The organism is Actinocorallia aurantiaca (genome assembly GCF_039533685.1).
In the GTDB taxonomy this organism is placed as follows: domain Bacteria; phylum Actinomycetota; class Actinomycetes; order Streptosporangiales; family Streptosporangiaceae; genus Actinocorallia; species Actinocorallia aurantiaca.
Map to the genome: position 1 here is coordinate 209,171 of NZ_BAAATZ010000012.1, position 22,335 is coordinate 231,505.

Genomic DNA, 22,335 nt, shown 5'->3' on the forward strand with positions numbered 1-22,335 from the left:
CTCCGGGGACGCGGAGGCCGCCTCGCTTCCGCCGGACCGGACTTCCGGCGCGTCCAGGCGCAGCCGGGCCCTTTCGTAGGGGACGCGCAGGTCGTCGCCGTCGTAGTGGTCGGAAGTGAGGGCGCGAAGGGCCGGGGTCGCGTTGATCGCGACGGTGTGGGGGAGGCTCTGGAAGAGGGGGATGTCGGAGCCGGAGTCGCCGTAGGCGACGCAGTCACGGCGGGACAGGCCCAGCGCCGACAGGATGCGGTCGGTGGCGGTGACCTTGTCGGCCGGGGTGAGGATGCCGGAGGGGTCGGCCGCCTCGCGGAGCGGCAGGGCCGGGAAGCGGGACGCCACGACCTCGCGAAGGCCGTGCGCCAGGAGGCCCTCGGCGAAGAAGTCCGGCGACATCGTGATGACGACGGCGTGCTCGCCGCGACGGGCGATGTCGGCGAAGACCTCCCGCATGCCGCCGATCCACGGGGCGGAGGCGAACGCCTCGGCCACCACGGAGGCCTCCAGGTCGCGCCACAGGCGGCACAGTCCGGCCGCGAAGCCCCGGGTGTCGAGCGCGCCCCGGGCGAAGGCGTCCTCCAGCAGGAGGAGGTCGGGCAGGCAGTCGAGGCCGCGGGCTATCTCCAGCCCCGCCGTGGTCTCGCGCAGAAGGGTGCCGTCCAGGTCGAACACGTGCAGGCGACTCATGTGCGCATGCTTCCAGGGGCGCCCCCGGAAGGGAACCGGTTTTTCCTCCCTGACAATCACGCCGGAGGGCGAGAAGGGCCGGCCTTTCTCGTTTCTGGCGGGATCGACTTTTTTAGGGAAAGCCCTTCACTTTTGAAAACCGCCATTACAAACTATCGCGTCCGTCGGCACCGCGGGTCCGTCTGCGCAGGTGGAGGCCGGTCCAGTCCACACCGGTCCGGACAATGAGATCTACGCCACATCGGCGAGCCTACGCGAAGAGATGGGTATGTCCTTCTTCATCCCGCACAACGCAGGATGAGCACGGTACTTCCGCGTCGTCGCGGGTCCGACGGGAGAAGTCTGGAGATTTTTCTGCGTGAGATGATGTTTCCGCAAAGTAACGCATTGGTCTGGGCCAATTGGCCAAAACCTCGAGTCTTCGTTCACGATGCGTACAACCCCAATGAGGTGTGAGGAGTAGGCGTGTCTGACCAGGTCCCCGGGCTCAAACCGGCACCTACCAGCAACCAGGAACTGATCGAGTGGGTCGGCGAGATCGCCGCGCTGACCAAGCCGGACGAGGTCGTCTGGTGTGACGGCTCCGAGGAGGAGTGGGTACGGCTGACCGACCTCCTCGTCGAGCAGGGCACCTTCAAGCGGCTGAATTCTGAGAAGCGCCCGAACAGCTTCTACGCCGCTTCCGACCCGCGCGACGTCGCGCGTGTGGAGGACCGCACCTACATCTGCTCGGAGAAGCAGGAGGACGCGGGCCCCACCAACAACTGGATCGCGCCCGCGGAGATGCGCGCCACCTTCGGCGAGATCTTCGACGGGTCCATGAAGGGCCGCACCATGTACGTGGTGCCGTTCTGCATGGGACCGCTGGGCGGCAACATCTCCCAGCTCGGCGTTGAGCTCACCGACTCGGCCTACGTCGCGGTCTCCATGAAGATCATGACCCGCATGGGCAGCGACGCCCTGCGTCTGATCGAGGAGCGCGGCGGGTTCGTCAAGGCCGTCCACACCGTCGGCGCCCCGCTGGAGCCCGGCCAGCAGGACGTGCCGTGGCCCTGCAACACCGAGAAGTACATCTCGCACTTCCCCGAGACCCGTGAGATCTGGTCCTACGGCTCGGGCTACGGCGGCAACGCCCTGCTGGGCAAGAAGTGCTACGCGCTGCGCATCGCCTCGACGATGGCCCGTGACGAGGGCTGGTTCGCCGAGCACATGCTCATCCTCAAGCTGACCCCGCCGTCGGGCGAGGCCAAGTACGTCACCGCCGCCTTCCCGAGCGCCTGCGGCAAGACCAACCTGGCCATGCTCCAGCCGACCATCCCCGGCTGGAAGGTCGAGACCGTCGGCGACGACATCGCGTGGATGCGGTTCGGCGAGGACGGCCGCCTGTACGCCATCAACCCGGAGGCCGGCTTCTTCGGCGTCGCGCCGGGCACCGGCGAGTCCACCAACTCCAACGCGATCAAGACGCTCTGGGGCAACTCCATCTTCACCAACGTCGCCCTCACCGACGACGGTGACGTGTGGTGGGAGGGCCTCACCGACGAGCCGCCCGCGCACCTGACCGACTGGAAGGGCAACGACTGGACGCCGGAGTCCGGTACTCCGGCCGCCCACCCGAACGCGCGCTTCACCACCCCGGCCGGGCAGTGCCCGATCATCGCGCCGGAGTGGGAGGACCCGAACGGCGTGCCGATCTCGGCCATCCTCTTCGGCGGCCGCCGCGCCACCGCCGTCCCGCTGGTCACCGAATCCTTCGACTGGCAGCAGGGCGTCTTCCTGGGCGCGAACGTCGCCTCGGAGAAGACCGCCGCCGCCGAGGGCACCGTCGGCGAGCTGCGCTACGACCCGTTCGCGATGCTCCCCTTCTGCGGCTACAACATGGGCGACTACTTCGCTCACTGGCTGAAGATGGGCGCTTCGGCGGACCCGGAGAAGCTTCCGCGCATCTACTACGTCAACTGGTTCCGCAAGGACGAGGACGGCAAGTGGCTGTGGCCGGGATTCGGCGACAACAGCCGCGTCCTGAAGTGGATCGTGGAGCGCCTCGAGGGCAAGGCCGACGGGACCAAGACGGCCATCGGCCACGTCCCGACCGCCGCCGCGCTCGACCTCGATGGCCTGAAGATCGACGGCAAGGACCTGGACGTCCTGCTGTCGGCCGACACGGAGACCTGGAAGCGCGAGGCCTCCCTCATGCCGGCGCACCTCGAGTCCTTCGGCGACCACCTGCCCAAGGAACTGTGGGATGAGTACAACGCTCTGATCGCGCGTCTCAACGACGACTTCTAAAAGCTCAGAGCTTTTCCAAGACGGGGTCTCCGCCAACGGTGTCGGAGGCCCTTTCGTCGTCTCCGGGGGCCTTGCCTGCGGCGCGTCCGCGGGTCATCCGGGCGATCCCGTACCAGCAGGCCAGGAGCACCGCCAGGTACAGCGCGTGGACCGTCCAGTACACCGCCCACCGCTGCGTGCTCCAGAAGAAGGTGAGGACGTCGCCGCGGAAGGCCGCGGCCTGTACCGCGTGCGGGGCGACGGTCGCCGCGACCAGCACGTGGCCGAGCAGCCGCCACCGACCGCGCAGCAAGGACAGCGCGAGCGCGCCGGGCAGGTAGAACACCGCCGCGACGAACACGATGCCCGCGGTTCCTCCCCAGGTGAATTCCGAGACCTGACCGCTGATCAGGGTGAAGAAGCGCATGAGGAGACGTACCGCCGCGCCGCACAGAACACCGAACACCAGGGCGGCGAGCAGTCCCCTGCCGAGTTTCTTGAGATGAATCAGCATTTCTCCATGATGGCTCCGGGATATTGGAAAGCGGTTGACGCCCGTATGGCGCTGCCGTGGCGGCCGGTGGGAGAGACCAGTAGGGCAACACCCCTGCTCGTCATCATCCTGGAGTGAACATGAAAGTACTCTGCGGCGCGGCCACGGCTCTGACCTGTGTGGGGGCGGTGGTCTCCCTGGCCGCCTCCTCCTCCGCCGCCGCCGGGCCGGACCCGCGGACCCTCGGGCCCTCGTTCGTCTACGACGACGCCTACTCCGAGGTCCTGACCGCGGTGACCGTCCGCGCCACCCAGCGTTCCACCAAGGTGACGCTGGACGCCTCGAACTTCCCGCGCAGCGCCCACGGCCGCACCTTCGGCGCCCACGTGCACGTCGACCGGTGCGGGCCCAAGCCCACGGACGCCGGAGACCACTACCAGCACTCCGCCAAGGGCAGCCTGAAGGACCGGGAGGTGTGGCTCGACTTCACCGTCGACAAGAACGGCCGCGCCCGCGTCACCGCGGAACGCCCCTGGGCCGTCAAGGCCGGCGCCGCCAACTCGGTGGTCGTGCACGGCAAGGCGACCGACCAGCGCACCGGCAAGGCCGGAGACCCCATCCTCTGCACCACGGTGCCCTTCGGCAAGGACTCGAAGCACTCCGGGTACGAGGTCAAGTCGACCAAGGACATGTCGAAGGACGTCAGGAAGGACGCCAAGCAGGCTCCTCCGAAGAAGTCCGACGCCAGGCTCGACAAGAAGGCGGGGCCCGAGCACCGGTCCTCCAGCCCCGGCCCGCGGACCGAGGGGCACCACGAGCACGGGCACCACGAGCACTCCCGTGACCACGAAGGCCGCCACCACGAGGGCGAGGGCCGCCACCACGAAGGCCGTCACCACGACCACGGCCGGGACTACCGCGACCACCGGGACGAGGGCCGCCACCACGAAGGCCGTCACCACGAGGGCCGTGACCACGAAGGCCGCGACCACGAAGGCCGTCACCACGGTCGGGACGACCGCGGTCACCGGGACGAGTGGCGCCACCACGACGGCCGCGACCACCGCGACGGCCGCGACCGCGACCACGAGGGCCGCGACCGCCACCACGACGGTCGCGACCACAAGGGCGACTACAAGGGCGACTACAAGGGCGACGACAAGGACCACGGCCGCGAGCACCACCGGGGCTACGACAACCTGTTCTCCGGATACCACCGCCTTCCGGTGTTCCAGGTGCAGCCCGGCTCGTACGGCGGCTAGAAGTTCGCGGTCACGTTGGCGATGACCTTGTCGACGCTGGCCGCGTCACTGGCGTCGTAGGCCTGCGCGTCCGTCGCCTCGGCGATCTTCTTGAGGCCGGCGTGGTCGGCTCCCGCGGAGAACCCGACGGTGAACAGGCGGACGCCGCTCTCCTTGTCCAGCTTGCCGAGCAGGGTCTCGAGTGAGATCGATCCGGGGTCGTCGTTGACCCCGTCGGTGAGCAGGACGACCGAGTTGATGGCTCCGTTGACCCGCTGGGCGCGGACCTTCTCGAACGCGGCCAAGGCGGTGTCGTGCAGACCGGTGTCGGACACCGGCTGCAGGGCACCGACCTTGGCCTTCAGCTGCGAGCGGTTGGCCGAGACGGGGCCGATCGGCACCAGCTCCCGGTAGTCCCTGGAGCCGTCGAGCCTGGTGGCGAACTCCCACAGGCCGACCCGGTCGACCCCGATGAACTGGTCCATGGCCTTGGTCAGCGAGGCCTTGGCCAGTTCCATCCGGGTCTGCCCCGTGCCGGGGACCTGCTCCTTCATCGAGCCGGAGACGTCGACCACCCACAGCACGTTGGAGCGCTTGCGCAGCGACTCCCAGCCGTCCAGCGCCTTGGCGAGCACCTCGGGCGCGGGCGGCGCGATCATCTGGGCGGGCTGGTCGGGCAGCAGCCCGTTCTCCCGGGTGATGGCCGGGGTGACCTGGTTGGCGTAGCCCCGGAAGGCGTCCTCGGCGAAGCGCGCCTGCCCCTTCTCTCCGCGCAGGTACTGCAGGAAGTCCGTGGCCATCGCCCGCTTGCGCGGCTCCATCGTGCCCAGCGCGACGTACGGGTGGTCGGAGACGATCGACCCCTCCTTGGGATAGATCGCCACCAGCGGGACCTTCGGCGGCGCGTGGTCCCCTCTGGCCTCGCCCGTCGGGTCGCCCTGGTTGTAGTACCGGACGGACATCTCCTCGACGGCGACGGCCGACACGTAGTTCAGTGCCTGGCCCGCGTCGTCCGCGCGCTGCAGGCCGGACAGGAACGTCAGCGTGGTGTCGCCGTAGTGGACGATGCTGCTCTCCACGTCGCGGACGAAGGAGCGCACGCCGGCGCGGTCGAGGTCCTCGGCGGTGAGCCCGTCGTTCTTGCCGGTGGCGGCGAAGTAGGCGCCGGCCGTGGCGTTCAGCCCGGAGGTGGAGTAGTTCGGGTTGGTCTTGCCGAGCTTGAACCTGCCCCATTCGGGGTGCCCGTACAGTCCCCAGCCCTTGGGGTCGCGAGCCAGCTTGAGGATGTCCGCCCAGCCGAGCTGGGCCGACGGCCAGCCCATCGCCTCGGCCATCGGCCGGGGCATCGCGATGACCAGCGGGGAGACGGCCAGGCCGGGGGTCTCGGCGGGCAGGACGTCGGTCCGGCCCTCCTCCTGGAGGCGCTGGCGCAGCAGCGAGACCCAGGTGCCGGCGGCGGGGCTCCACACGTCGGGCTGGGCGGAGCCGTCGGCGGCCGGGTTCCAGCCGCGGGCCAGCGCGGTCATCGCCTCGCCGGACGACTTGGACGCCACCGCGACCTCGACGCAGACGCCGTCGACCGTGCGGCCGCTGTACTCCGCGGCGAGGTCCCTCATCACGCCGTACTTCTCGGGCGAGGAGACGACGTTGAGCCTCACCCCGTCCGCGCCGCACGAGGCGGCCTTGCCCCACGGGTCCAGCACGACCACGACGGCCGTCACCCCGATCGCGACGCCCGCCAGCAGCGCCACAACCGCGAGGACCGCCGGCCACTTCCGGCGGCGGGCGGGCGGGGACGGCGGATAGTAGGGGGCGGGGGCGGGCGGGGGGTTGTACAACGGAGGCCTCCAGACCGAGGAGCACGACGCCGGGAGCCTGTTCGGCTTCTCGCGAAGTCTGACGCCAAAGTTATACAGCCGGTTCCCTACGGAACTTCCTGAATTGCGGCGTCCGAACAGGCTCCCGCCCGCGCGGGGTCAGCGTTCGGCGACCGCCCCGGAGGCCAGCAGTTCGTCCACGTCCTTGAATCCCAGGTCCGTCAGCACCGCGCGGGTGTCGCGGCCGGGCTGGGACGGCGGGCCGGTGATCTCGCCGGGCGTGCGGGAGAAGCGCGGCGCCGGAGCGGGCTCCTTGGCCCCGTACGCGGTGTCCACGAAGACCCCGCGCTCGGTGTTCCACGGGTGCTCGGTGGCCTCGAGCATGCTCAGCACCGGGGCGACGCAGGCGTCGGAGGGGACGAAGATCTCCGTCCACTCGTCGCGGGTCTTGTCCTTGAACTTCTCCGCGAACAGGGCGCGGTTCTTCTCCCAGTTGGCGAAGTCGTAGTGGCCCGCGTCCTCGGGGGACACGCCGAGCCGCCTGAGGAACTCCGCGTAGAACTGCGACTCGATCGCCCCGACGGCCATGTGCTCGCCGTCCGCGGTCTCGTACACGTCGTAGAACGGCGCGCCGGTGTCGAGGGTGTTGATGCCGCGCTTGTCCTGCCAGGTGCCCGAGGCCAGGAAGGCGTGGATGAAGGTGGTCAGGTGCGCGGTGCCGTCCACGATGGCGGCGTCGACGACCTGCCCCTTACCGCTGGTCTTGGACTCCAGCAGCGCGGCCAGCACGCCGACGACGAGGTACATGCTGCCGCCGGCGAAGTCGCCGAGCAGGTTCAGCGGGACCTGCGGCGGGCCGCCCGCCCTGCCGATGGCGTGCAGCGCGCCGGTGATGGCGATGTAGCCGATGTCGTGCCCGGCGGTGTGGCTGAGCGGGCCCTGCTGGCCCCAGCCGGTCATCCGCCCGTACACCAGCTTCGGGTTGCGCTCCAGGCACTGCTCGGGGCCCAGGCCCAGGCGCTCGGTGACGCCGGGGCGGAAGCCCTCGATCAGCGCGTCGGCCTGCTCGACCAGGCGCAGGACCACCTCGCGGCCGGCCTCGCTCTTGAGGTCGACGGCGACCGAGCGCTTGGACCGGTTGGTCATGTCCTTGTCCAGGGCGGGACCCCCGGGACCGGCGCCGGGCCGGTCGATCCTGATCACCTCGGCGCCCAGATCGGCCAGCAGCATCCCAGCGAACGGCCCGGGACCGATCCCGGCCAGTTCGATCACACGCACTCCGGACAGCGGACCGGCCATGAGCACCCTCCCCTTGACTAGCGATGACGAGGACAGTGTGCCATGTCGCGTAAGTGGAGACTGACACCACCCGGGGTGCGCGCGCTCAGCCCTTCAGCAGGGGGATCTCCCGGTCCGGCACCTTCCCTCCGCGGGGTCCGCGCACCGTCCACAGCGCGCCCCTGCGCCGCCCGTCCTCCACCTCCAGCTCCGTCCCGGGTTCGGCCGCGGCCAGGTAGAACCAGCGTCCGGCGGGCGAGCGCCACCACAGGCCGGTACGGCCGTCGGCGCAGTCGCGGGCCGCGTGCCCCTCGCCGCGCCACACCAGCAGGCCCTGCCGCTCGAAGCCGCCGCCGGGGAGCGGGGTGTGGCGGCACAGCAGCTCGCCGGGCCCTGCGCCGCCGGGCAGCCTGCCCCGCCAGTAGCGCACCTCGGTCGGCTCGGGGAGCCGCGAGGCCGCCGGGGCCTGCGAGGGCGACGGCTCCACGGTGCGGACGGCCGCCGCGGGGACGTGGCGCTCCTGCACGATCGCCACGCCTGCCAGGGCGCAGGTGGCCGCGCAGGCGGCGAGCACCGGCAGCCGGGAGGACCTGCGGGAGCGGACGTGGACGGCCGCGGCCGGCGCGACCACGCGCAGGTCCTCCATGGAGTCGACCCGGTCGAGCAGTTCCCTGCTGCCGGGGACGCCGAGGTCGGCGAGGAGCTCGCGCACCACATGGCGCCGCAGCCCGGCCACCCGGCTCAGGACGTAGGCCACCCTCTCCTCGGGGGTCAGGGCCGCCAGGGCCGCGTTTCCCGGCGGTCCGCCCGCGCGCGGGCGGACCGCCGGCCGCCGCAGCCGCCGCGGCGGGCGCATCGACTGGCGGAAGACCCTGACCCTGGCCTCCGCGTGGGCCTGGGGGCCGAGGGGGCGGCGCGGGAGGTTGCGCTCGACGATCCGCCGTGCCAGGGCCAGCCGTGCCTCCTGGGAACCCCCGCCGGGCAGGATCAGATACGAGAGCCGTATCAGTTCCCGGTGGCGTTTCTGGGCTGCGCTGTCCGTCATGGTGTGGGGACCTCTCTGAGATCTGCCGGATCGACGGTCAGGCTAGGAACACCTTTGGCGGGAGCGTGCCGAATTGGAGTTTCGTTTACCTGTCGCTCCGGCGATCCATGGTGAAAGATCCTGTCCCGACAGGTTCGGTCTCCACCCCCCGCACCGGAGAGCGCCATGAACAGCCTTGAGGAATCACCTCCGGAATCGCCGGTCCGCTCCCCTTCCCGGGTGCGGGTCCGGCTGGTCGCCGGCAGCGCGCTGATGCTCTTCCTGGAGTTGGCGCTGATCCGGTGGACCGGCTCGAACGTCGTCCATCTCGCCTATTTCAGCAATTTCGTACTTCTTGGCTCTTTCCTAGGGATCGGAGTGGGTTTCCTCCGGGCGGGACGTTCCCCCGGACGCCCGTACGCGTCGCTGTTCGCGCTGACGGCTCTGGTGTGGTTCGTCCTGAGCTTTCCGGTGACGATCAACCGGTCGGGCAGCGACGTCATCTACTTCACCGCCGTCGCTCTGGAAGGGCCTCCGGCCTGGGCCGTCCTGCCGGTCGTCTTCCTGGCCGTCGCGGCCGTCCTCATGGGGCCGGCGCAACTGGTCGCCGAGTGCTTCGCCGACCTGGAGCGGCTGGACGCCTACCGCTGGGACCTCGTCGGCAGCCTGCTGGGCATCGGGGCGTTCACCGCGCTGTCCTTCCTTTACGCGCCTCCGGTCGTGTGGGGGGCGATCGTCGCGGTCGTCTACCCGGTTCTGCTGGCGCCCCGGGGGTGGCTGCGCCGGATGCTGGTGGTCGTCCCGGCGCTCTCACTGGTGGCGATGCTGGCCGCGGAGTCGTCGGTGCCGCAGACCCTGTGGTCCCCCTACAGCAAGCTCACCTGGCGGGCCGCCACCTGGTACGACCACCAGGGCACCCACATCACCTCCAACGGAGTGCCGCACCAGAGCGTCTGGGACGCCGGGTACCGGCTGAAGGAGTCGCCGTTCTACGGCTACCCCTACACCCGGACGCCCGCCAACCCGCACCGCGACGTGCTGATCGTCGGCGCGGGCACCGGCACGGACGTGGCCATCGCCCTCGCCTACGGCGCGACCCGGGTGGACGCCGTCGAGATCGACCCCCGCCTCAAGGAACTGGGCGACGAGCGCAACCCCGACCGCCCCTACTCCGACCCGCGCGTCCACGTCCACGTCGACGACGGCCGGGCGTTCCTGTCCTCCACCTCGCGCGAGTACGACCTCATCCTCTTCGCCCTCCCCGACTCGCTGACCCTCGTCCCGGGGCAGGGCGCGCTGCGGCTGGAGTCCTACCTGTTCACCAGGGAGGCGTTCGAGTCCGCGCGCGGGCATCTGAAGGAGGGCGGCGCCTTCGCGATGTACAACTTCTACCGGGAACGCTGGCTGGTGGACCGGCTCGCGGGCACCGCGGCCTCCGTCTTCGGCCACTCCCCCTGCCTGGACGTGCCGTCGCAGGCCGGGCAGCTCGCGGTCATGACGGTCGGGACGTCGGAGGCCGCGCAGTCCTGCGAGGCCCGCTGGCAGGACCAGTCGTCCGTCGCCCCCGCCACCGACGACCGCCCGTTCCTCTACCTGCGCGAAGCGGGCGTCCCCGGGCTGCACCTGGCCGTGCTCGGGCTGATCCTCGCGGTGTCGCTGCTGATGGTCCGGGTGTTCGGCGGGCCGCTGCGCCAGATGCGCCCCTACGGCGACCTGGTGCTGCTCGGGGCCGCCTTCATGCTGCTGGAGACCAAGAGCATCACGGGGTTCGCGCTGCTGTTCGGCACCACCTGGGTGGTCAACGCGGTGGTGTTCGCCGGGGTCCTCGTCGCCGTGCTGGCCGCGGTGGAGGTGACGCGCCGGTTCCGCACGCCCTCACCGCCGGTCATGTTCGGGCTGCTGTTCGCGGGGCTGGCACTGGCCTGGCTGGTGCCCCAGCCGTGGCTGCTCACCCTGCCCGTCCCGCTGCGCGCGGTCGCCGCGGTCGTCGTCGCGTTCCTCCCCATCTTCGCCGCGAACATCATCTTCGCCCGCAGGTTCGAGGGGACCGCGGACGCGACCACCGCGTTCGGCGCCAACCTGCTGGGCGCCATGATCGGCGGGTGCCTGGAGTACCTGGGCCTGGCCACCGGCTACCACTTCCTGCTGCTGGTGGCCGCGCTGCTCTACCTGGCGGCCTTCGCCGCGGGACGGCGCGCCGCGCCGGCCTGAACGGGCTCCTCCACCAGGCCCAGGCGCAGCGCGGCCATCAGCGCCTGGGCCCGGTTGGCGGCGCCGAGCTTGTCGTAGATCCGGGCGGTGTAGGTCTTGGCGGTCGAGTGGCTCAGGTGCATCCGGCGGCCGATCTCGGCGATGGACAGGCCCTGCGCCATCAGCTGCAGGGTCTGCAGCTCGCGGGGGCTGAGCAGCCGCTCGCGCGTGCCGCGCCGGGCCAGCGCCCGGGCCAGGCCGCGGGCGGTGAAGGAGCCGGGCGCGACGGCGGCGTGCCGGATCGCGGCCAGCAGTTCGGGCAGGTCGGCCGAGCGGGAGACGTGGGCGCTGGCCCCGGCTTCCATCGCGCGGAAGAGGGGGGCGTCGTCGTCGGAGGAGGCCATCACCACCACGCCCGTGTCCGGGTGCAGTTCCCGGATCTCGCGGCACAGGCCGAGCCCGTCCCCGTCGGGCAGCGCCGCGGCCAGGACCACGGTGTCCGGCCGGTGCAGCGCCACCTGGGCCCGCCCTTCGGCGAGAGAGGACGCCTCGCCGACGATCTCCAGGTCGGGGTGGCCCTCCACCACCCCGGCCAGCCCGTGGCGGCAGAGCGTGTGACCGTCGATCACTGCCAGCCGAAATCCCATTTGACCCCTTCATCACCTTCTGTAACGAACATTTCAAGATTAAACATCTCGATATGCGGCACAGTGGCGAGTTCCCGGCTGGTGACCTAGCTGTGACCCCTTCGCGACCATTCGCTCAGCGCAGGCCCGAACCTGAGAGATAAGCGATGATCCCGGGCCCCAACAGCACCAGGAAGATCGCCGGGAACAGACAGAAGACCACCGGAATCGTGATCTTCACCGCCAGTTTCTGCGCCCGCTCCTCGGCCCTCTGCCGCCGTTTCACCCGCATCTCCCCGGCCTGCTCCCGCAGCACCTTGCCGATCGGGATGCCCAGGTCCGACGCCTGCACCAGCGCGCCGACGAACGTCCGCAGCTCCGGCACCGACGAGCGGTGCGACATGGCCCGCAGCGCCTCCTCGCGGGACTTGCCGATCTGCACCTCCTGCATGACCCGGACCAGTTCGGCGGAGAGCGGGCCCCGGGTGTTCTGGCCCACCCGGGCCAGCGCCGCGTCGAAGCCCAGCCCGCTCTCCACGCTGACCACCAGCAGGTCCAGCACGTCCGGCAGGGTCTGGCCGATGTCCTCCTGGCGCCTGAGGCCCTGGTTGTAGAGCAGGACGTCCGGCACGAAGAAGCCCGCCGCGCCGAAGCCCGGAACCAGCAGCGGCCCGTAGCCCGGCGCGCGGAGCATGAACAGCAGGCCGACGGCCGCCCCGGCCACCAGCCCGAATCCCTTGAACGACAGCAGGCGCTCGGGCGACCAGCCGCCGGGATTGCCCGCCCTGTCCAGCCGCTCCTGCATCGCGCCGACCACGCCCGCCGGGGACAGCCGCAGCGCCAGGGAGCGGAACCGCCGCATGAGCGAGGACTCGGCTCCGCCCTCGGCGAGGGGGCGGCCGTGCCCGGTGTAGTCGTGCTCGATGGAGCGGACGGCGCCCGCCACCCCGTCCTTCTCGTCCCCCCTGCCGGGGGCGAGGGTGAGGACCAGCAGCACGGAGCCGAGGAACACGCCGGCCAACCCGCCGTAGAGCAGCCCCGCCCCCACCTCAGGCCTCGATCCGGATCATGCGGCTGATCCAGAACCAGCCGACCGCCACCAGCAGGGCTCCCGACACCAGCATCAGCACTCCCAGAGGCGACTCGAACATGGGCTTCAGGTATTCGGGCCGGAAGAGCGCCAGCCCGACGGTGAGCAGGATCGGCAGCGCGATGAGCACCTGCGCCGACATCCGGCCCTCGGCCGACAGGGCCCGGATGTGGCGGCGCAGCCGGGTGCGCTCGCGCATCGTCTCCATCGTGGTCTCGATGACGTCGGCGAGGTTGCCGCCGACCTCCCGCTGGATCCGGATGGTCATCACCACCCAGCGCAGGTCGGAGCAGTCCATGCGGTCGGCGACCTGGTCGAGCGCGTCCTCGACGGAGACGCCGATCTTCGTCTGGGCCAGGGCGCGGGCCATCTCCACGCCCAGCGGCTGCACCTCCTGGGCGCCCAGGCGCTCCAGCGACTGCGACACGGTGAAGCCCGAGCGCAGGCTGCCCGCGATCATCGCCAGGGCGTCGGGAAGCTGGTCGGCGAAGGCCTGCACCCTGCGGTCGCGCGCGTTCGACAGCACCATCCGCGCGACCGCCAGGGGCAGGCCGAGACCCAGGATCAGGGCGATCAGGAGGTTGCCGGTGAACAGCCACAGGCCGATGACCGTCAGCAGGCAGGCGACGCCCCGCACCAGACCCCACTCGTGCGGGGCGAACGACCAGCCGGCCTTGGCCAGCTGGCCGGCTATCTTGTCACTCCTCCCGGTGGCCTGCACCAGCTTCCTGCTGAGCTCCAGCAGGCCTCCGAGGAGCTCTCCCGCGCCGCGCGCCCGCCCGCCGCCGGACCGGCTCGAGCCCGGACGGTACTGCTCGATCCGGTGCGTGATGTCCGAACGCGGGCCGAAGAAGGCGTCGCCGACGAGGTAGGCCGCTACCAGGACCGCCGCGAAGCAGAAGCCGAGCAGCAGGCCGAGCGCCGGCCCGGCCGCGATCCCCGAGGAATCCGCGACGGGGCGCGTGTCCGGTACCGCCGCCGCCTCGGACGTGACGGAGGCGGCGGTCGCAGGCTCGGCGACGGCCGCGGGCGCCCCGAACATGCTCCGTCCCGTCTCCTCCATCAGGGAGACCAGTTCCCCGGCGTTCCCGGCGGTTCGGGCCCGGCTGCCCGGTGCGGCCGCCAGCCGCCGGAGCAGCGGACTCTTCGCGGCGGGTTCGCCCACCCCGAAGAGCTCCACCGGCACGCCCTTCAACGCCACGTCCCGCGCGAGCGCAGAGAGTCCCGCGCGGGACGCCGTGTCCTTCCCCGCCGTGACGACCGCGAGCCGGCGCTCCCCGCTCGCGGGAAGGGCCTCCAGCGCGCCGGCCATCGCGTCCAGCACCCGGCCCTGCCCGCTCAGCGCGGTCTTCTCCACGGCGGCCAGCAGGGGTCCGCGGTCCGTCGCGGGCGCCAGGGACGCGCCGGGCAGCGCCAGGCCGACGGACACGTCCGCGGGCAGCGCCTTCACCAGTCCCGCCACCCCCCGGCGAGCCGCTTCCAGGCCCGTCTTCGTCATGGCGGGCCCGTTGTCCAGCACGATCACGACGGTGCGCTCCGGGGCGCGGGCCGACGCCGTGGAGGGCCAGAACGCCAGGAGTGTCAGGAGCGTCAGGAACGTCAAGGACACGGCGAGGACCACCGCGCGGAACGCGCGCCCCCGGCTCACCACGGCGCCTGCTCATAGCCGAAGATCTCGTGGGGCAGGGCGATGCCGAGGTCGCTCAGCTTGCTCAGGAAGCGGGGCCGCAGCCCCGTGGAGCGCAGCGTGCCCAGGAAGCGGCCGGACTGGTCGACCCCGGCGCGCATGTCGAACAGGAACAGGTCCTGCAGGGTGATGATGTCGCCCTCCATGCCGGACACCTCCGTCACGTGTGTGATGCGACGGGTGCCGTCCTTCAGCCGGGACTGGTGCACGATGAGGTCGATCGCCGAGGCCATCTGCTCCCGCACCGCCCGGACGGGCAGCTCCATGCCCGACATCAGCACCATCGTCTCCAGCCGGGAGAGCACGTCGCGCGGCGCGTTGGCGTGGACGGTGGTGAGCGACCCGTCGTGGCCGGTGTTCATCGCCTGCAGCATGTCGAGGGAGGCCCCGTCGCGGACCTCGCCGATGACGATGCGGTCGGGCCGCATCCGCAGGCAGTTGCGCACCAGGTCGCGGATCGTCACCTCGCCGCGTCCCTCGACGTTGGCGGGCCGCGACTCCATCCGCAGCACGTGCTCCTGGCGGAGCTGGAGTTCGGCGGCGTCCTCGATCGTCACGATGCGCTCGTCGGCCGGGATGAACGACGACATCACGTTCAGCGTCGTCGTCTTGCCCGAGCCCGTCCCGCCGCTGATGACGATGTTGAGCCGGGCCCGCACGCAGGCCGCGAGCAGCTCGGCGACCTGCGGGGTCAGCGTGCCGAAGCCGACGAGGTCGTGGACGGTCAGCGGGTCGGCGGAGAACTTGCGGATGGTCAGCAGCGAGCCGTCGATCGCCACCGGCGGGACCACCGCGTTGACCCGGCTGCCGTCGGGGAGCCGCGCGTCCACCATCGGGCTGGACTCGTCGATGCGCCGCCCCACCCGGGAGACGATCTTCTCGATCACCCGGCGCAGGCTTCCCTCCCCGGCGAACGCGCCCTCGGCCAGATGGATCCGGCCGGCCCGCTCCACGTAGATCTGGCCCGGCCCGTTGACCATGATCTCCGAGACCTCGGGGTCGTTGAGGTAAGGCTCCAGCGGGCCGAGGCCCAGGATCTCGTCGAGGACCTCCTGCTGCACGCGGCCCCGGTCCAGCAGGGTGAGCGGGGTCTGCTCCTGCTCGATGACCTGCTGCAGCGTGGTGCGCACCCGCTGCTCCAGCTCGCCGGGGCTGAGGTTGGCGTCGTACAGCTTGGGTCCGAGCGTCTCCACCAGGGACTGGTGCACCCTGCGCTTGAGCCCGGAGAAGGGGTCGACGGGCCGGCCTGACCTGCGGCCCGTACGCCCCGGCGGGGACACCGCCAGCGCGGCGGTGGGCTGGGGCTCGGCCTGGTCGGCCCCCTCCTTGATCGTGGCGTTGAGCCGGGCCAGCCGTTCGCTCAGCGAACTCATCCGCGGCCCGCCCTGGAGCGCCGGAAGAGCTTGCGGCCGCCGGGATCGCGCACTGCCTCGTTCCCCTCGGTGACGGCCAGCGCCACCCGGGCGACGGCCTGGCTGAAGGCGTGCCCGGGATCCTGCCGGACCAGGGGGACGCCGCGGTTGACCGAGGCGGGGACGTCCTGGCTGTGCGGCAGGTGCACGGTGGCCGGTGCGCCGACGACCTTCTCGATGTCCGCGACGGACAGGCCGGCCTTGATGTCGGCGCGGTTCAGCAGGAACGAGCGGGCCGCGGGCGGGTAGCCCAGCAGGTCGAGCATGTCCAGGGTCACCCGCAGGCCCTTGAGCGCGGTCACCTCGGGGGTGACCGGCAGCAGGTGCCGGTCGGCGACGTCCATCGCGGCCAGCACGTGCTCACTGAGCTGGGAGGGGGTGTCGACGAGGACCACGTCGAAGCTGCGTTTGAGCATGCCGAGCAGCTCGGTCACCAGCGGCCCGGAGACCTGCTCGGACTCCCCCGGCGAGACGGGCGCCAGCACCGTCGCCAGCCCCGACTCGTGCCGGACCAGCATCGACTGCATGCCGGTCTCGTCCAGCCGCCCCGCCATCGGCACGGCGTGCACGATCGTGCGCTGCGGGCTCAGCCGCAGCATGATCGCCACGTCGCCGAACGCCAGGTCCAGGTCGACCAGGCAGACGTGCAGGCCTTCCCGCTCGGCGAGCGCGACGCCCAGGTTGGTGGACAGGACGGTCTTGCCGCAGCCGCCCTTGGCCGCGAACATGACGACGATCTTGCCGTCGCGGCCCGGGGACGGCGGGGCCTCGGGGCGGCCCGCCTTCTGAATGCCCCGGGAGACCTCCCAGCAGCGGCGGCAGGCGTCCATCAGCGCCTGGAAGTCGCGGTCGGGCACCACCTCGCGGATGCCCGCCCGCATCGCCTCGCCCATGACGCCCACGTCAACCTTCTCCCGCACCAGCACCACCCCGACCTCGGGGCGGTCGGAGCGGCGGGCCGCGGCGAAGGCGAACGCGCCGGACAGCTCCACATGGGGGCCGATGATCACGACCAGTTCCGCGGGGTCCGCGGCCAGCCGCTCGTCCACGGCCCGCAGGGTGCGGACGATCCGTCCGTGCTCCCGGAAGCCGGCGGCCAGCCGCTTCGCCACGGACTCGTCGGGTTCACAGATGACGGGCATGCCTCCTCCGGTTCACTTGACGATGGTGAAGTTGCTGACGCCGGGGCTCTTCACGTCGAGCTCCGAGGAATCGGTCTGGAGGCCCATGTACAGGGCGTTGCCCTCGCCCTCCCCCGTGCCCTGGGTGGCGCCGAGGATGAGCCGCTCCGCCTGCTCCTGGGTCACCCCGAGGGTGACCAGCGCCCGGTCGCCCCGGTTGTCCTGCTCGGTACCGTCCGCGCTGGCCGGGCCGACCGCCAGCACCGGCACGTCCGACATCAGGATCCGGACCCGCTGCTCGGTGGCCTCGATCCTGGCCGACCCCGAGCCGCGGGCCTTCACCTGCTTCAGCGAGATGAAGATGACGACCTTGCTGCCGGGCTTGGCGTAGCCGGCCACCCGCTGGGGCTCGCCCATCTCGACGGTGAGCGCGATCCTGCCCTCGGGGATGGCGAAGGCCTGGCTGGCCTCCTTCTCCTCCATCAGCGAGCGGGTGATCAGCGCGCCCTCGCCGACCGCGGTGTTGACGATCAGGCCCTGGTCGCCGGCGGTGAGCCGGGAGAGCGCGTCGTCGGGGACGGCCCCCGCCGGGTAGTTGCGCAGCCGCAGGTAGCCGCCGCTCTCCAGTTTCGCCACCTCGGTCCCCGCGGGGATGGGGCGGGCGGCCACCAGCACGCTCACCGGGCGGCTGCGCTCGGCGGCCCGGTCGTCGGCCGCGCGGGCGTAGGCCAGCACGGCCAGGGTTCCGGCGCCCGCCAGCACCAGTGCGACGATGACGGAGATGAGCCGACGGTTCATGCGACCTTCATTCGTTCGTCAGCCGGCCAGCTTGAGGCTGCTCAGGCCGTAGTCGTCCTGCAGTCCGAACGGGCCCTTGATCGTGTCCTTGACGAAGTGGCCCTTCAGGCAGGGGTTGGGGGTGCAGGGCACGGGCCCCTGGCCCAGGGGCGGGTAGCGGTAGAGGCCCAGGTTCGCGCCGGTGATGACGAAGGGCGCGAGGCCGATCACGCGGTAGCGCTGGAACAGCAGGAGGAAGGGGTCCGGGTCGTCCTCGTAGACGGGGAGGTAGACGACGCGCAGTTCGGGGGAGGTCCCGAGGATGAAGTCCCTGATGTAGGCGAAGAAGTCCTGCAGGGAGGCCAGGATCCCGCAGAGCGCGCCGATGCCGCCCGCCCCGACGACGCCCAGCAGGTTCTCCAGGTCGAAGCCGATGTAGTCGCGGCCGGTCTCCACCCCGTCGACGCAGGTGACCACCTGGGGGCCGATGAAGAAGCCCAGGTCGCGGCCGCCGCATCCGGCGACCTCGTTGCGGAGCACGACCTCGTTCCCCGGAGGGTTCCAGGGGAACGCCGTGGGCTTGGCGGCGACCAGGGTCCCGTTGCCGGTCAGCTCCTCCCAGGCGCACTCGGAGACCATCATCTTGAACGCCTTGGGCACGCCCAGCGCCGCGCCCCAGGTGACCCGGGAGCAGGCGGCGACGGTGGTGCCCTCCGGCTCTCCGGCGAGGGCGCGGGCGAAGGTCGGGGGCAGCAGCCGGGAGCCGTCGCGCTGACGGGTGCTGGCCTGGACCTCGAAGTAGTTCCCCTCCTTCGGACGCTCCCCGACGCAGCCGGAGAGGTTCTCCGGCACGGGTCGGCACTGCCCCACCAGCGCGGCGCCGCGCTGCCTCCCGCACACCGGCAGGAGGTCGACCGCCCCGTCGGACGCGTTGCGCTCGGCGATCGGCGCGGCCGCCGCCAGCAGCGCCTCGGGAGTGCACTGCCGGGTGCCCGCCCCCTGGGCGCAGGCGGTGACGGCGGCGAGCGCGGCGGCGTCGGCGCTGCTCTGCAGTTCCTCCCGCTCGCCGTAGATCCGGCCGACGTCGACGACGACGGCCGCGGCGCCGAACAGGATGCCGCCGGTGAGCAGCACGGCGACCAGCGGGGCCATCGACCCGCGGTCCCCGCGCAACCGGATCATCAGTCCTCGCATGGTGATTCCGCTCGTCCTCCGATTTCGAGGGTGTCCCAGCCCGGGATGAAGCCGACGGCGGCTTCGGAGTCGTAGGTGAAGCTCACCGTCGCGGTGCGCAGCCCGCCCCCGTCGACGGGGGCGCAGGGGGTGAAAGTGACGGAGCCGGGCGGCAGCGTCCGGCCCACCAGCCGGTCGATGACCGCGCGCCCGGCCGCGGCTTTGGCCGCCGGGTCGCCTTCGCTCAGCTGGTAGGAGCGCAGGCCCTGGCGGGCCGCGTTCGTCGCGGTGATCTTCTGGTTGAGCCAGAGCCCGGTGTCGATCATGCCGAAGACGACCAGCAGCAGTACCGGCAGGAGGAGCGCGAACTCCACCGCGGCGGCTCCTGCCTCGCGTTCGGGGGGACGCACTTCACCTCCTGCGGGATCGTCCGGCGTGTTACGGGCGGGCTCATGGGGGAACGGCGGCTCACGGGGGCGTCGCCTCCGCGCTGACCTGGCCGGCCTGCCGGTGGACCAGCCCGTCCAGGCCGCCGCCCAGCGCCCTGGCCGCGCCGACGGAGACGACGACCAGCAGCGCGCACAACAACGCGTATTCGACCGCCGTGGCGCCCCGGTCGCCCCGGCGGTCACTCGTCATGCCCGATGACACGTCGGCCGGTCAGCCTCCGGCCGGAGGGTTGCCGCCGTCGCCGGGCCCCTGGATCTGATCGTTGGTCGTGGTGAAGATTTCGGTGATGGTGCCGCCCAGCGCCGCGACGACGCCGACGATGGCGACGGCGATGAGGGAGACGATCAGGGCGTACTCGACCGCGGTCGCGCCCCGGTCCCGCTCGTGCTCGAGCACCGTGTCCCGAAGTGCGCGGTAGCCGACGTGCAGCCGGATCACTGCCTTGTTGATCATTTCGGGGGATCCTTCCGGAAGCCGCCCGGGCATGGTCACCACCCGGACTCGACAAAGGCCCAGCTTGGAGACTGTCCGGCTTTGGCGAAAGACACCTTTTGGCCTTATGTCATCACCCGAACGGACGACATGTCACCCGAAAGGGGGGCTGTCAGAGAGCCCCTAACAGATCGCGACACCAGGGCGCTATATCACTCTAGCGACAGTTCGCAATTACCGATAACCGATAAGTTCTGAGTGGCCTTCGGTAAACCGGTGGTTTGCGTTGGGCGTCTTTTGTCTGAGAATGGGCCCGACTCATGGGAGGTCCGCAGTGGCAGTGCGCGTCGTGGTGGTCGACGACCATACTTTGTGCCGGTTCGGCCTGACCCGTCTGATCGGCGAGAACTCCGACCTGGAGCTCGTCGCCACCGCGGCGTCGGTCCCCGAGGCACTGGAGCGGGCGGGAACGTACCATCCCGACGTCGTCGTCACCGCGATCTCCCTCCCGGACGGGGACGGGCTCGAACTGACCCGGAAACTGCGCTCACTCGACGAGCGGCTCGGGGTGGTGGTGCTCGGCGAGGCTGGCGCGTCCGTCCCGCTGTTCCGGGCGATGGAGGCGGGGGCCAGCGCGTTCGTCTCGGTGGCGGCGCCGGTCTCCCAGGTGGTGACGGCGATCCGCCACGCGGCCGTGGCGCCCGGCTCGTTCACCGCCGACGGGCTCGCCGAGGCGCTCGAGCACCGGCGGCGCGGCAGGGACCTGCTGACCCCGCGGGAGCGGGAGACGCTCCGCCTGCTCATGCAGGGGCTTCCGATCGCCAAGATCGGCCACTACATGAACCTCAGCCCGCACACCGCCAAGACCTACACCGCCCGCATCTACGACAAGCTCGGCGTCACCAACCGGACCCAGGCCGTCATGACCGCGCTGCGGATGGGGCTGGTCAGCGACGAGCCCGCCGGAACCAGGCCCGTCGAGTGCCGGGCCGCGAGGCGCCGTTGAACCCCCTGCTCCCGGCCCTGCTCCTGCCGCTCGTCCTGCTCGGCGCCGCCGCCTGCCAGAGCAGGCCCGCGCCCGCCCTGCCCGAACCCGCCCGGACCATCGACACCGCCGCGCTCGGGCGCTTCTACGAGCAGAAGCCCGAGTGGCGGCCCTGCAAGGGGCACAAGGGCTTCCAGTGCGCCGACGTCGAGGTGCCGCTGGACTACCGGGACCCGGAGGCCAGGACGCTGCAGATCGCGGTGACCCGGCTGAAGGCCGCCGGCCCCCGGCTCGGCTCGCTGCTGGTCAACCCCGGCGGGCCCGGGGAGTCCGGAGTGGCCTTCGCCCGCTCCGCACGCGACGCCTTCACCCCCCGGGTCCGGGAACGCTACGACATCGTGGGCTTCGACCCGCGCGGAGTGGGCCAGAGCAACGGCATCCGCTGCCTGGACGACGACCAGCTCGACCGCTACCACGCCACCGACTCCACCCCCGACACCCCGGCCGAACGGCGGAGGCTGCGGACGATGTCACGCCGTTACGCCGAGGAGTGCCAGGACAAGTCCGGCTGGCTCCTGCCGCACATGGGCACCCAGAACGTGGCCCGCGACCTGGACATCCTCCGCGCCGTGCTGGGCGACCGGCGGCTCAACTACTACGGGGCCTCCTACGGGACGCAGCTCGGCCAGGTCTACGCGGGGCTCTTCCCCGGCAGGATCCGGCGGATGGTGCTGGACTCGGTCGTCGACTCGGCGTACTGGGCCGGCCAGGTGCAGGAGAAGCAGCTGATCGCCCTCGACGAGGAGTTCAACCGGTTCCTCGACAGCTGCGTCCGGCACGGGTGCGCGCTCGGGAGCACCCTCAAGGAGGCCCGCTCCAACGTGTGGAAGCTGCTGGGAAGGACCGACGAGCAGCACCTCCGCAGCCCGGACCGGCGAAAGGTGAGCGACACCGACATCCACACGGCGGCCGTCCTCCTGGCGATGGAACCCCGGTTGTGGAGCACCGGACGGCAGGCCTTCGCCGAGGCCGCACGGGGCGAGGGAAGGCTGTTCCGGCGGCTGGCCGACACCGCCCGGGGACGTTCCCCGAAGGGCCTCTACGACTCCAGCATCCCCGCGTGGATGGCCGTCACCTGTCTGGAGACCCCGGAGGAGACCCGCCGCAAGCGCGCCACCGACGGGCAGATCGCCTGGATGGCCGGAAGGTCGCCCATCTTCGCCGACGTCAACAACACCATCGCGTGCTCCTACTGGAAGCCCGCGTCCCTCCCTCAGAAGGCGATCGAACCGCGTGACACCGGGCCCGTTCTCCTGCTCAACAACACCCGCGACCCGCGCACCCCGATGATCTGGGCCCGGTCCGTCGCCGAGCGCTTCTCCGGCGCGTTCCTTCTCGCCAACGAGGCGGAAGGGCACGGCGTCTACGGACGGGGCGCCTGCGTGAACCGGGCCGTGGACGACTACCTGATCGGAGGGACGTTTCCCCCCTCGAGTGGCTGCTCCGACAGCGGCCCCGACTACTGATCCCGCATCGGTTGATGAGGTGCGCACTTGTAACCTGATGGACCGGGACAATAGCCGTGAA

At 71.2% G+C, this 22,335-nt stretch carries 20 protein-coding genes; 5 read left to right on the forward strand and 15 right to left on the reverse strand.

What is annotated here, in order from left to right; genetic code table 11:
- Positions 1 to 684: HAD family hydrolase (locus ABD327_RS16065; protein ID WP_344451180.1), on the reverse strand; the 684-nt coding region annotated here is incomplete at its 3' end.
- Positions 685 to 1,149: 465 nt separating this feature from the next.
- Here ABD327_RS16065 and ABD327_RS16070 point away from each other — a divergent pair.
- Positions 1,150 to 2,973: a phosphoenolpyruvate carboxykinase (GTP) gene (locus ABD327_RS16070; RefSeq protein WP_344451181.1), complete on the forward strand. Its 1,824-nt coding sequence runs from the start codon at positions 1,150 to 1,152 to the stop codon at positions 2,971 to 2,973.
- A gap of 4 nt (positions 2,974 to 2,977) precedes the next feature.
- Here the strand turns inward: ABD327_RS16070 and ABD327_RS16075 are convergent, their stop codons facing one another.
- Positions 2,978 to 3,466, reverse strand: a complete 489-nt coding sequence (locus ABD327_RS16075) for a hypothetical protein (protein WP_344451183.1) — start codon at positions 3,464 to 3,466, stop codon at positions 2,978 to 2,980.
- Between the two features lie 119 nt (positions 3,467 to 3,585).
- On the opposite strand from ABD327_RS16075, the gene ABD327_RS16080 reads away from it, so the two are divergent.
- A complete protein-coding gene (locus tag ABD327_RS16080; protein WP_344451184.1) occupies positions 3,586 to 4,707 on the forward strand; it encodes a hypothetical protein in 1,122 nt (373 codons plus the stop codon).
- Here ABD327_RS16080 and ABD327_RS16085 read toward each other — a convergent pair.
- The 3 genes from ABD327_RS16085 to ABD327_RS16095 form a co-directional block, all read right to left on the reverse strand.
- Positions 4,704 to 6,524, reverse strand: a complete 1,821-nt coding sequence (locus ABD327_RS16085) for a substrate-binding and VWA domain-containing protein (RefSeq protein WP_344451185.1) — start codon at positions 6,522 to 6,524, stop codon at positions 4,704 to 4,706. The genes ABD327_RS16080 and ABD327_RS16085 overlap by 4 nt on opposite strands.
- Positions 6,525 to 6,662: 138 nt before the next feature.
- A complete protein-coding gene (locus ABD327_RS16090) occupies positions 6,663 to 7,802 on the reverse strand; it encodes a CaiB/BaiF CoA transferase family protein (protein ID WP_344451187.1) in 1,140 nt (379 codons plus the stop codon).
- An 85-nt stretch (positions 7,803 to 7,887) separates the two neighbouring features.
- A complete protein-coding gene (locus ABD327_RS16095; protein WP_344451188.1) occupies positions 7,888 to 8,826 on the reverse strand; it encodes a hypothetical protein in 939 nt (312 codons plus the stop codon).
- A gap of 165 nt (positions 8,827 to 8,991) precedes the next feature.
- On the opposite strand from ABD327_RS16095, the gene ABD327_RS16100 reads away from it, so the two are divergent.
- Positions 8,992 to 11,016 carry a spermine/spermidine synthase domain-containing protein gene (locus tag ABD327_RS16100; protein WP_344451189.1) on the forward strand — a complete coding sequence of 675 codons (2,025 nt, stop codon included), beginning with the start codon at positions 8,992 to 8,994 and terminating at the stop codon, positions 11,014 to 11,016.
- Here ABD327_RS16100 and ABD327_RS16105 read toward each other — a convergent pair.
- The 10 genes from ABD327_RS16105 to ABD327_RS16150 form a co-directional block, all read right to left on the reverse strand.
- A complete protein-coding gene (locus tag ABD327_RS16105) occupies positions 10,971 to 11,642 on the reverse strand; it encodes a response regulator (RefSeq protein WP_344451190.1) in 672 nt (223 codons plus the stop codon). The genes ABD327_RS16100 and ABD327_RS16105 overlap by 46 nt on opposite strands.
- A gap of 115 nt (positions 11,643 to 11,757) precedes the next feature.
- A complete protein-coding gene (locus ABD327_RS16110; RefSeq protein ID WP_344451191.1) occupies positions 11,758 to 12,669 on the reverse strand; it encodes a type II secretion system F family protein in 912 nt (303 codons plus the stop codon).
- A 1-nt stretch (position 12,670) separates the two neighbouring features.
- Complete coding sequence (locus ABD327_RS16115) at positions 12,671 to 14,359, reverse strand: type II secretion system F family protein (protein WP_344451192.1); 1,689 nt, start codon at positions 14,357 to 14,359, stop codon at positions 12,671 to 12,673.
- Entirely contained in the window at positions 14,356 to 15,771 is a 1,416-nt protein-coding gene (locus ABD327_RS16120) for a TadA family conjugal transfer-associated ATPase (RefSeq protein ID WP_344451193.1), read from the reverse strand. Before ABD327_RS16120 ends, ABD327_RS16115 begins: the two co-directional genes overlap by 4 nt.
- Positions 15,768 to 16,952, reverse strand: coding sequence for a CpaE/TadZ family protein (locus ABD327_RS16125; protein WP_344451194.1), 1,185 nt, complete (start codon positions 16,950 to 16,952; stop codon positions 15,768 to 15,770). Before ABD327_RS16125 ends, ABD327_RS16120 begins: the two co-directional genes overlap by 4 nt.
- Before the next feature lie 12 nt (positions 16,953 to 16,964).
- Positions 16,965 to 17,729 carry a Flp pilus assembly protein CpaB gene (gene cpaB / locus ABD327_RS16130; RefSeq protein ID WP_344451195.1) on the reverse strand — a complete coding sequence of 255 codons (765 nt, stop codon included), beginning with the start codon at positions 17,727 to 17,729 and terminating at the stop codon, positions 16,965 to 16,967.
- Positions 17,730 to 17,747: 18 nt separating this feature from the next.
- Complete coding sequence (locus ABD327_RS16135; RefSeq protein ID WP_344451196.1) at positions 17,748 to 18,902, reverse strand: pilus assembly protein TadG-related protein; 1,155 nt, start codon at positions 18,900 to 18,902, stop codon at positions 17,748 to 17,750.
- Complete coding sequence (locus ABD327_RS16140; RefSeq protein WP_344451197.1) at positions 18,890 to 19,291, reverse strand: TadE family protein; 402 nt, start codon at positions 19,289 to 19,291, stop codon at positions 18,890 to 18,892. Before ABD327_RS16140 ends, ABD327_RS16135 begins: the two co-directional genes overlap by 13 nt.
- 58 nt (positions 19,292 to 19,349) lie before the next feature.
- Positions 19,350 to 19,520 carry a Flp family type IVb pilin gene (locus ABD327_RS16145; protein WP_344451198.1) on the reverse strand — a complete coding sequence of 57 codons (171 nt, stop codon included), beginning with the start codon at positions 19,518 to 19,520 and terminating at the stop codon, positions 19,350 to 19,352.
- A 21-nt stretch (positions 19,521 to 19,541) separates the two neighbouring features.
- Positions 19,542 to 19,784 carry a Flp family type IVb pilin gene (locus ABD327_RS16150; protein ID WP_344451199.1) on the reverse strand — a complete coding sequence of 81 codons (243 nt, stop codon included), beginning with the start codon at positions 19,782 to 19,784 and terminating at the stop codon, positions 19,542 to 19,544.
- A 313-nt stretch (positions 19,785 to 20,097) separates the two neighbouring features.
- Here ABD327_RS16150 and ABD327_RS16155 point away from each other — a divergent pair, with 313 nt between their 5' ends.
- Together ABD327_RS16155 and ABD327_RS16160 are read left to right on the forward strand one after the other, a co-directional pair.
- Positions 20,098 to 20,769, forward strand: a complete 672-nt coding sequence (locus ABD327_RS16155) for a response regulator transcription factor (RefSeq protein ID WP_344451200.1) — start codon at positions 20,098 to 20,100, stop codon at positions 20,767 to 20,769.
- Positions 20,766 to 22,274, forward strand: coding sequence for an alpha/beta hydrolase (locus tag ABD327_RS16160; RefSeq protein WP_344451201.1), 1,509 nt, complete (start codon positions 20,766 to 20,768; stop codon positions 22,272 to 22,274). The genes ABD327_RS16155 and ABD327_RS16160 overlap by 4 nt, the downstream gene beginning before the upstream one ends.
- Positions 22,275 to 22,335: the final 61 nt, after the last annotated feature.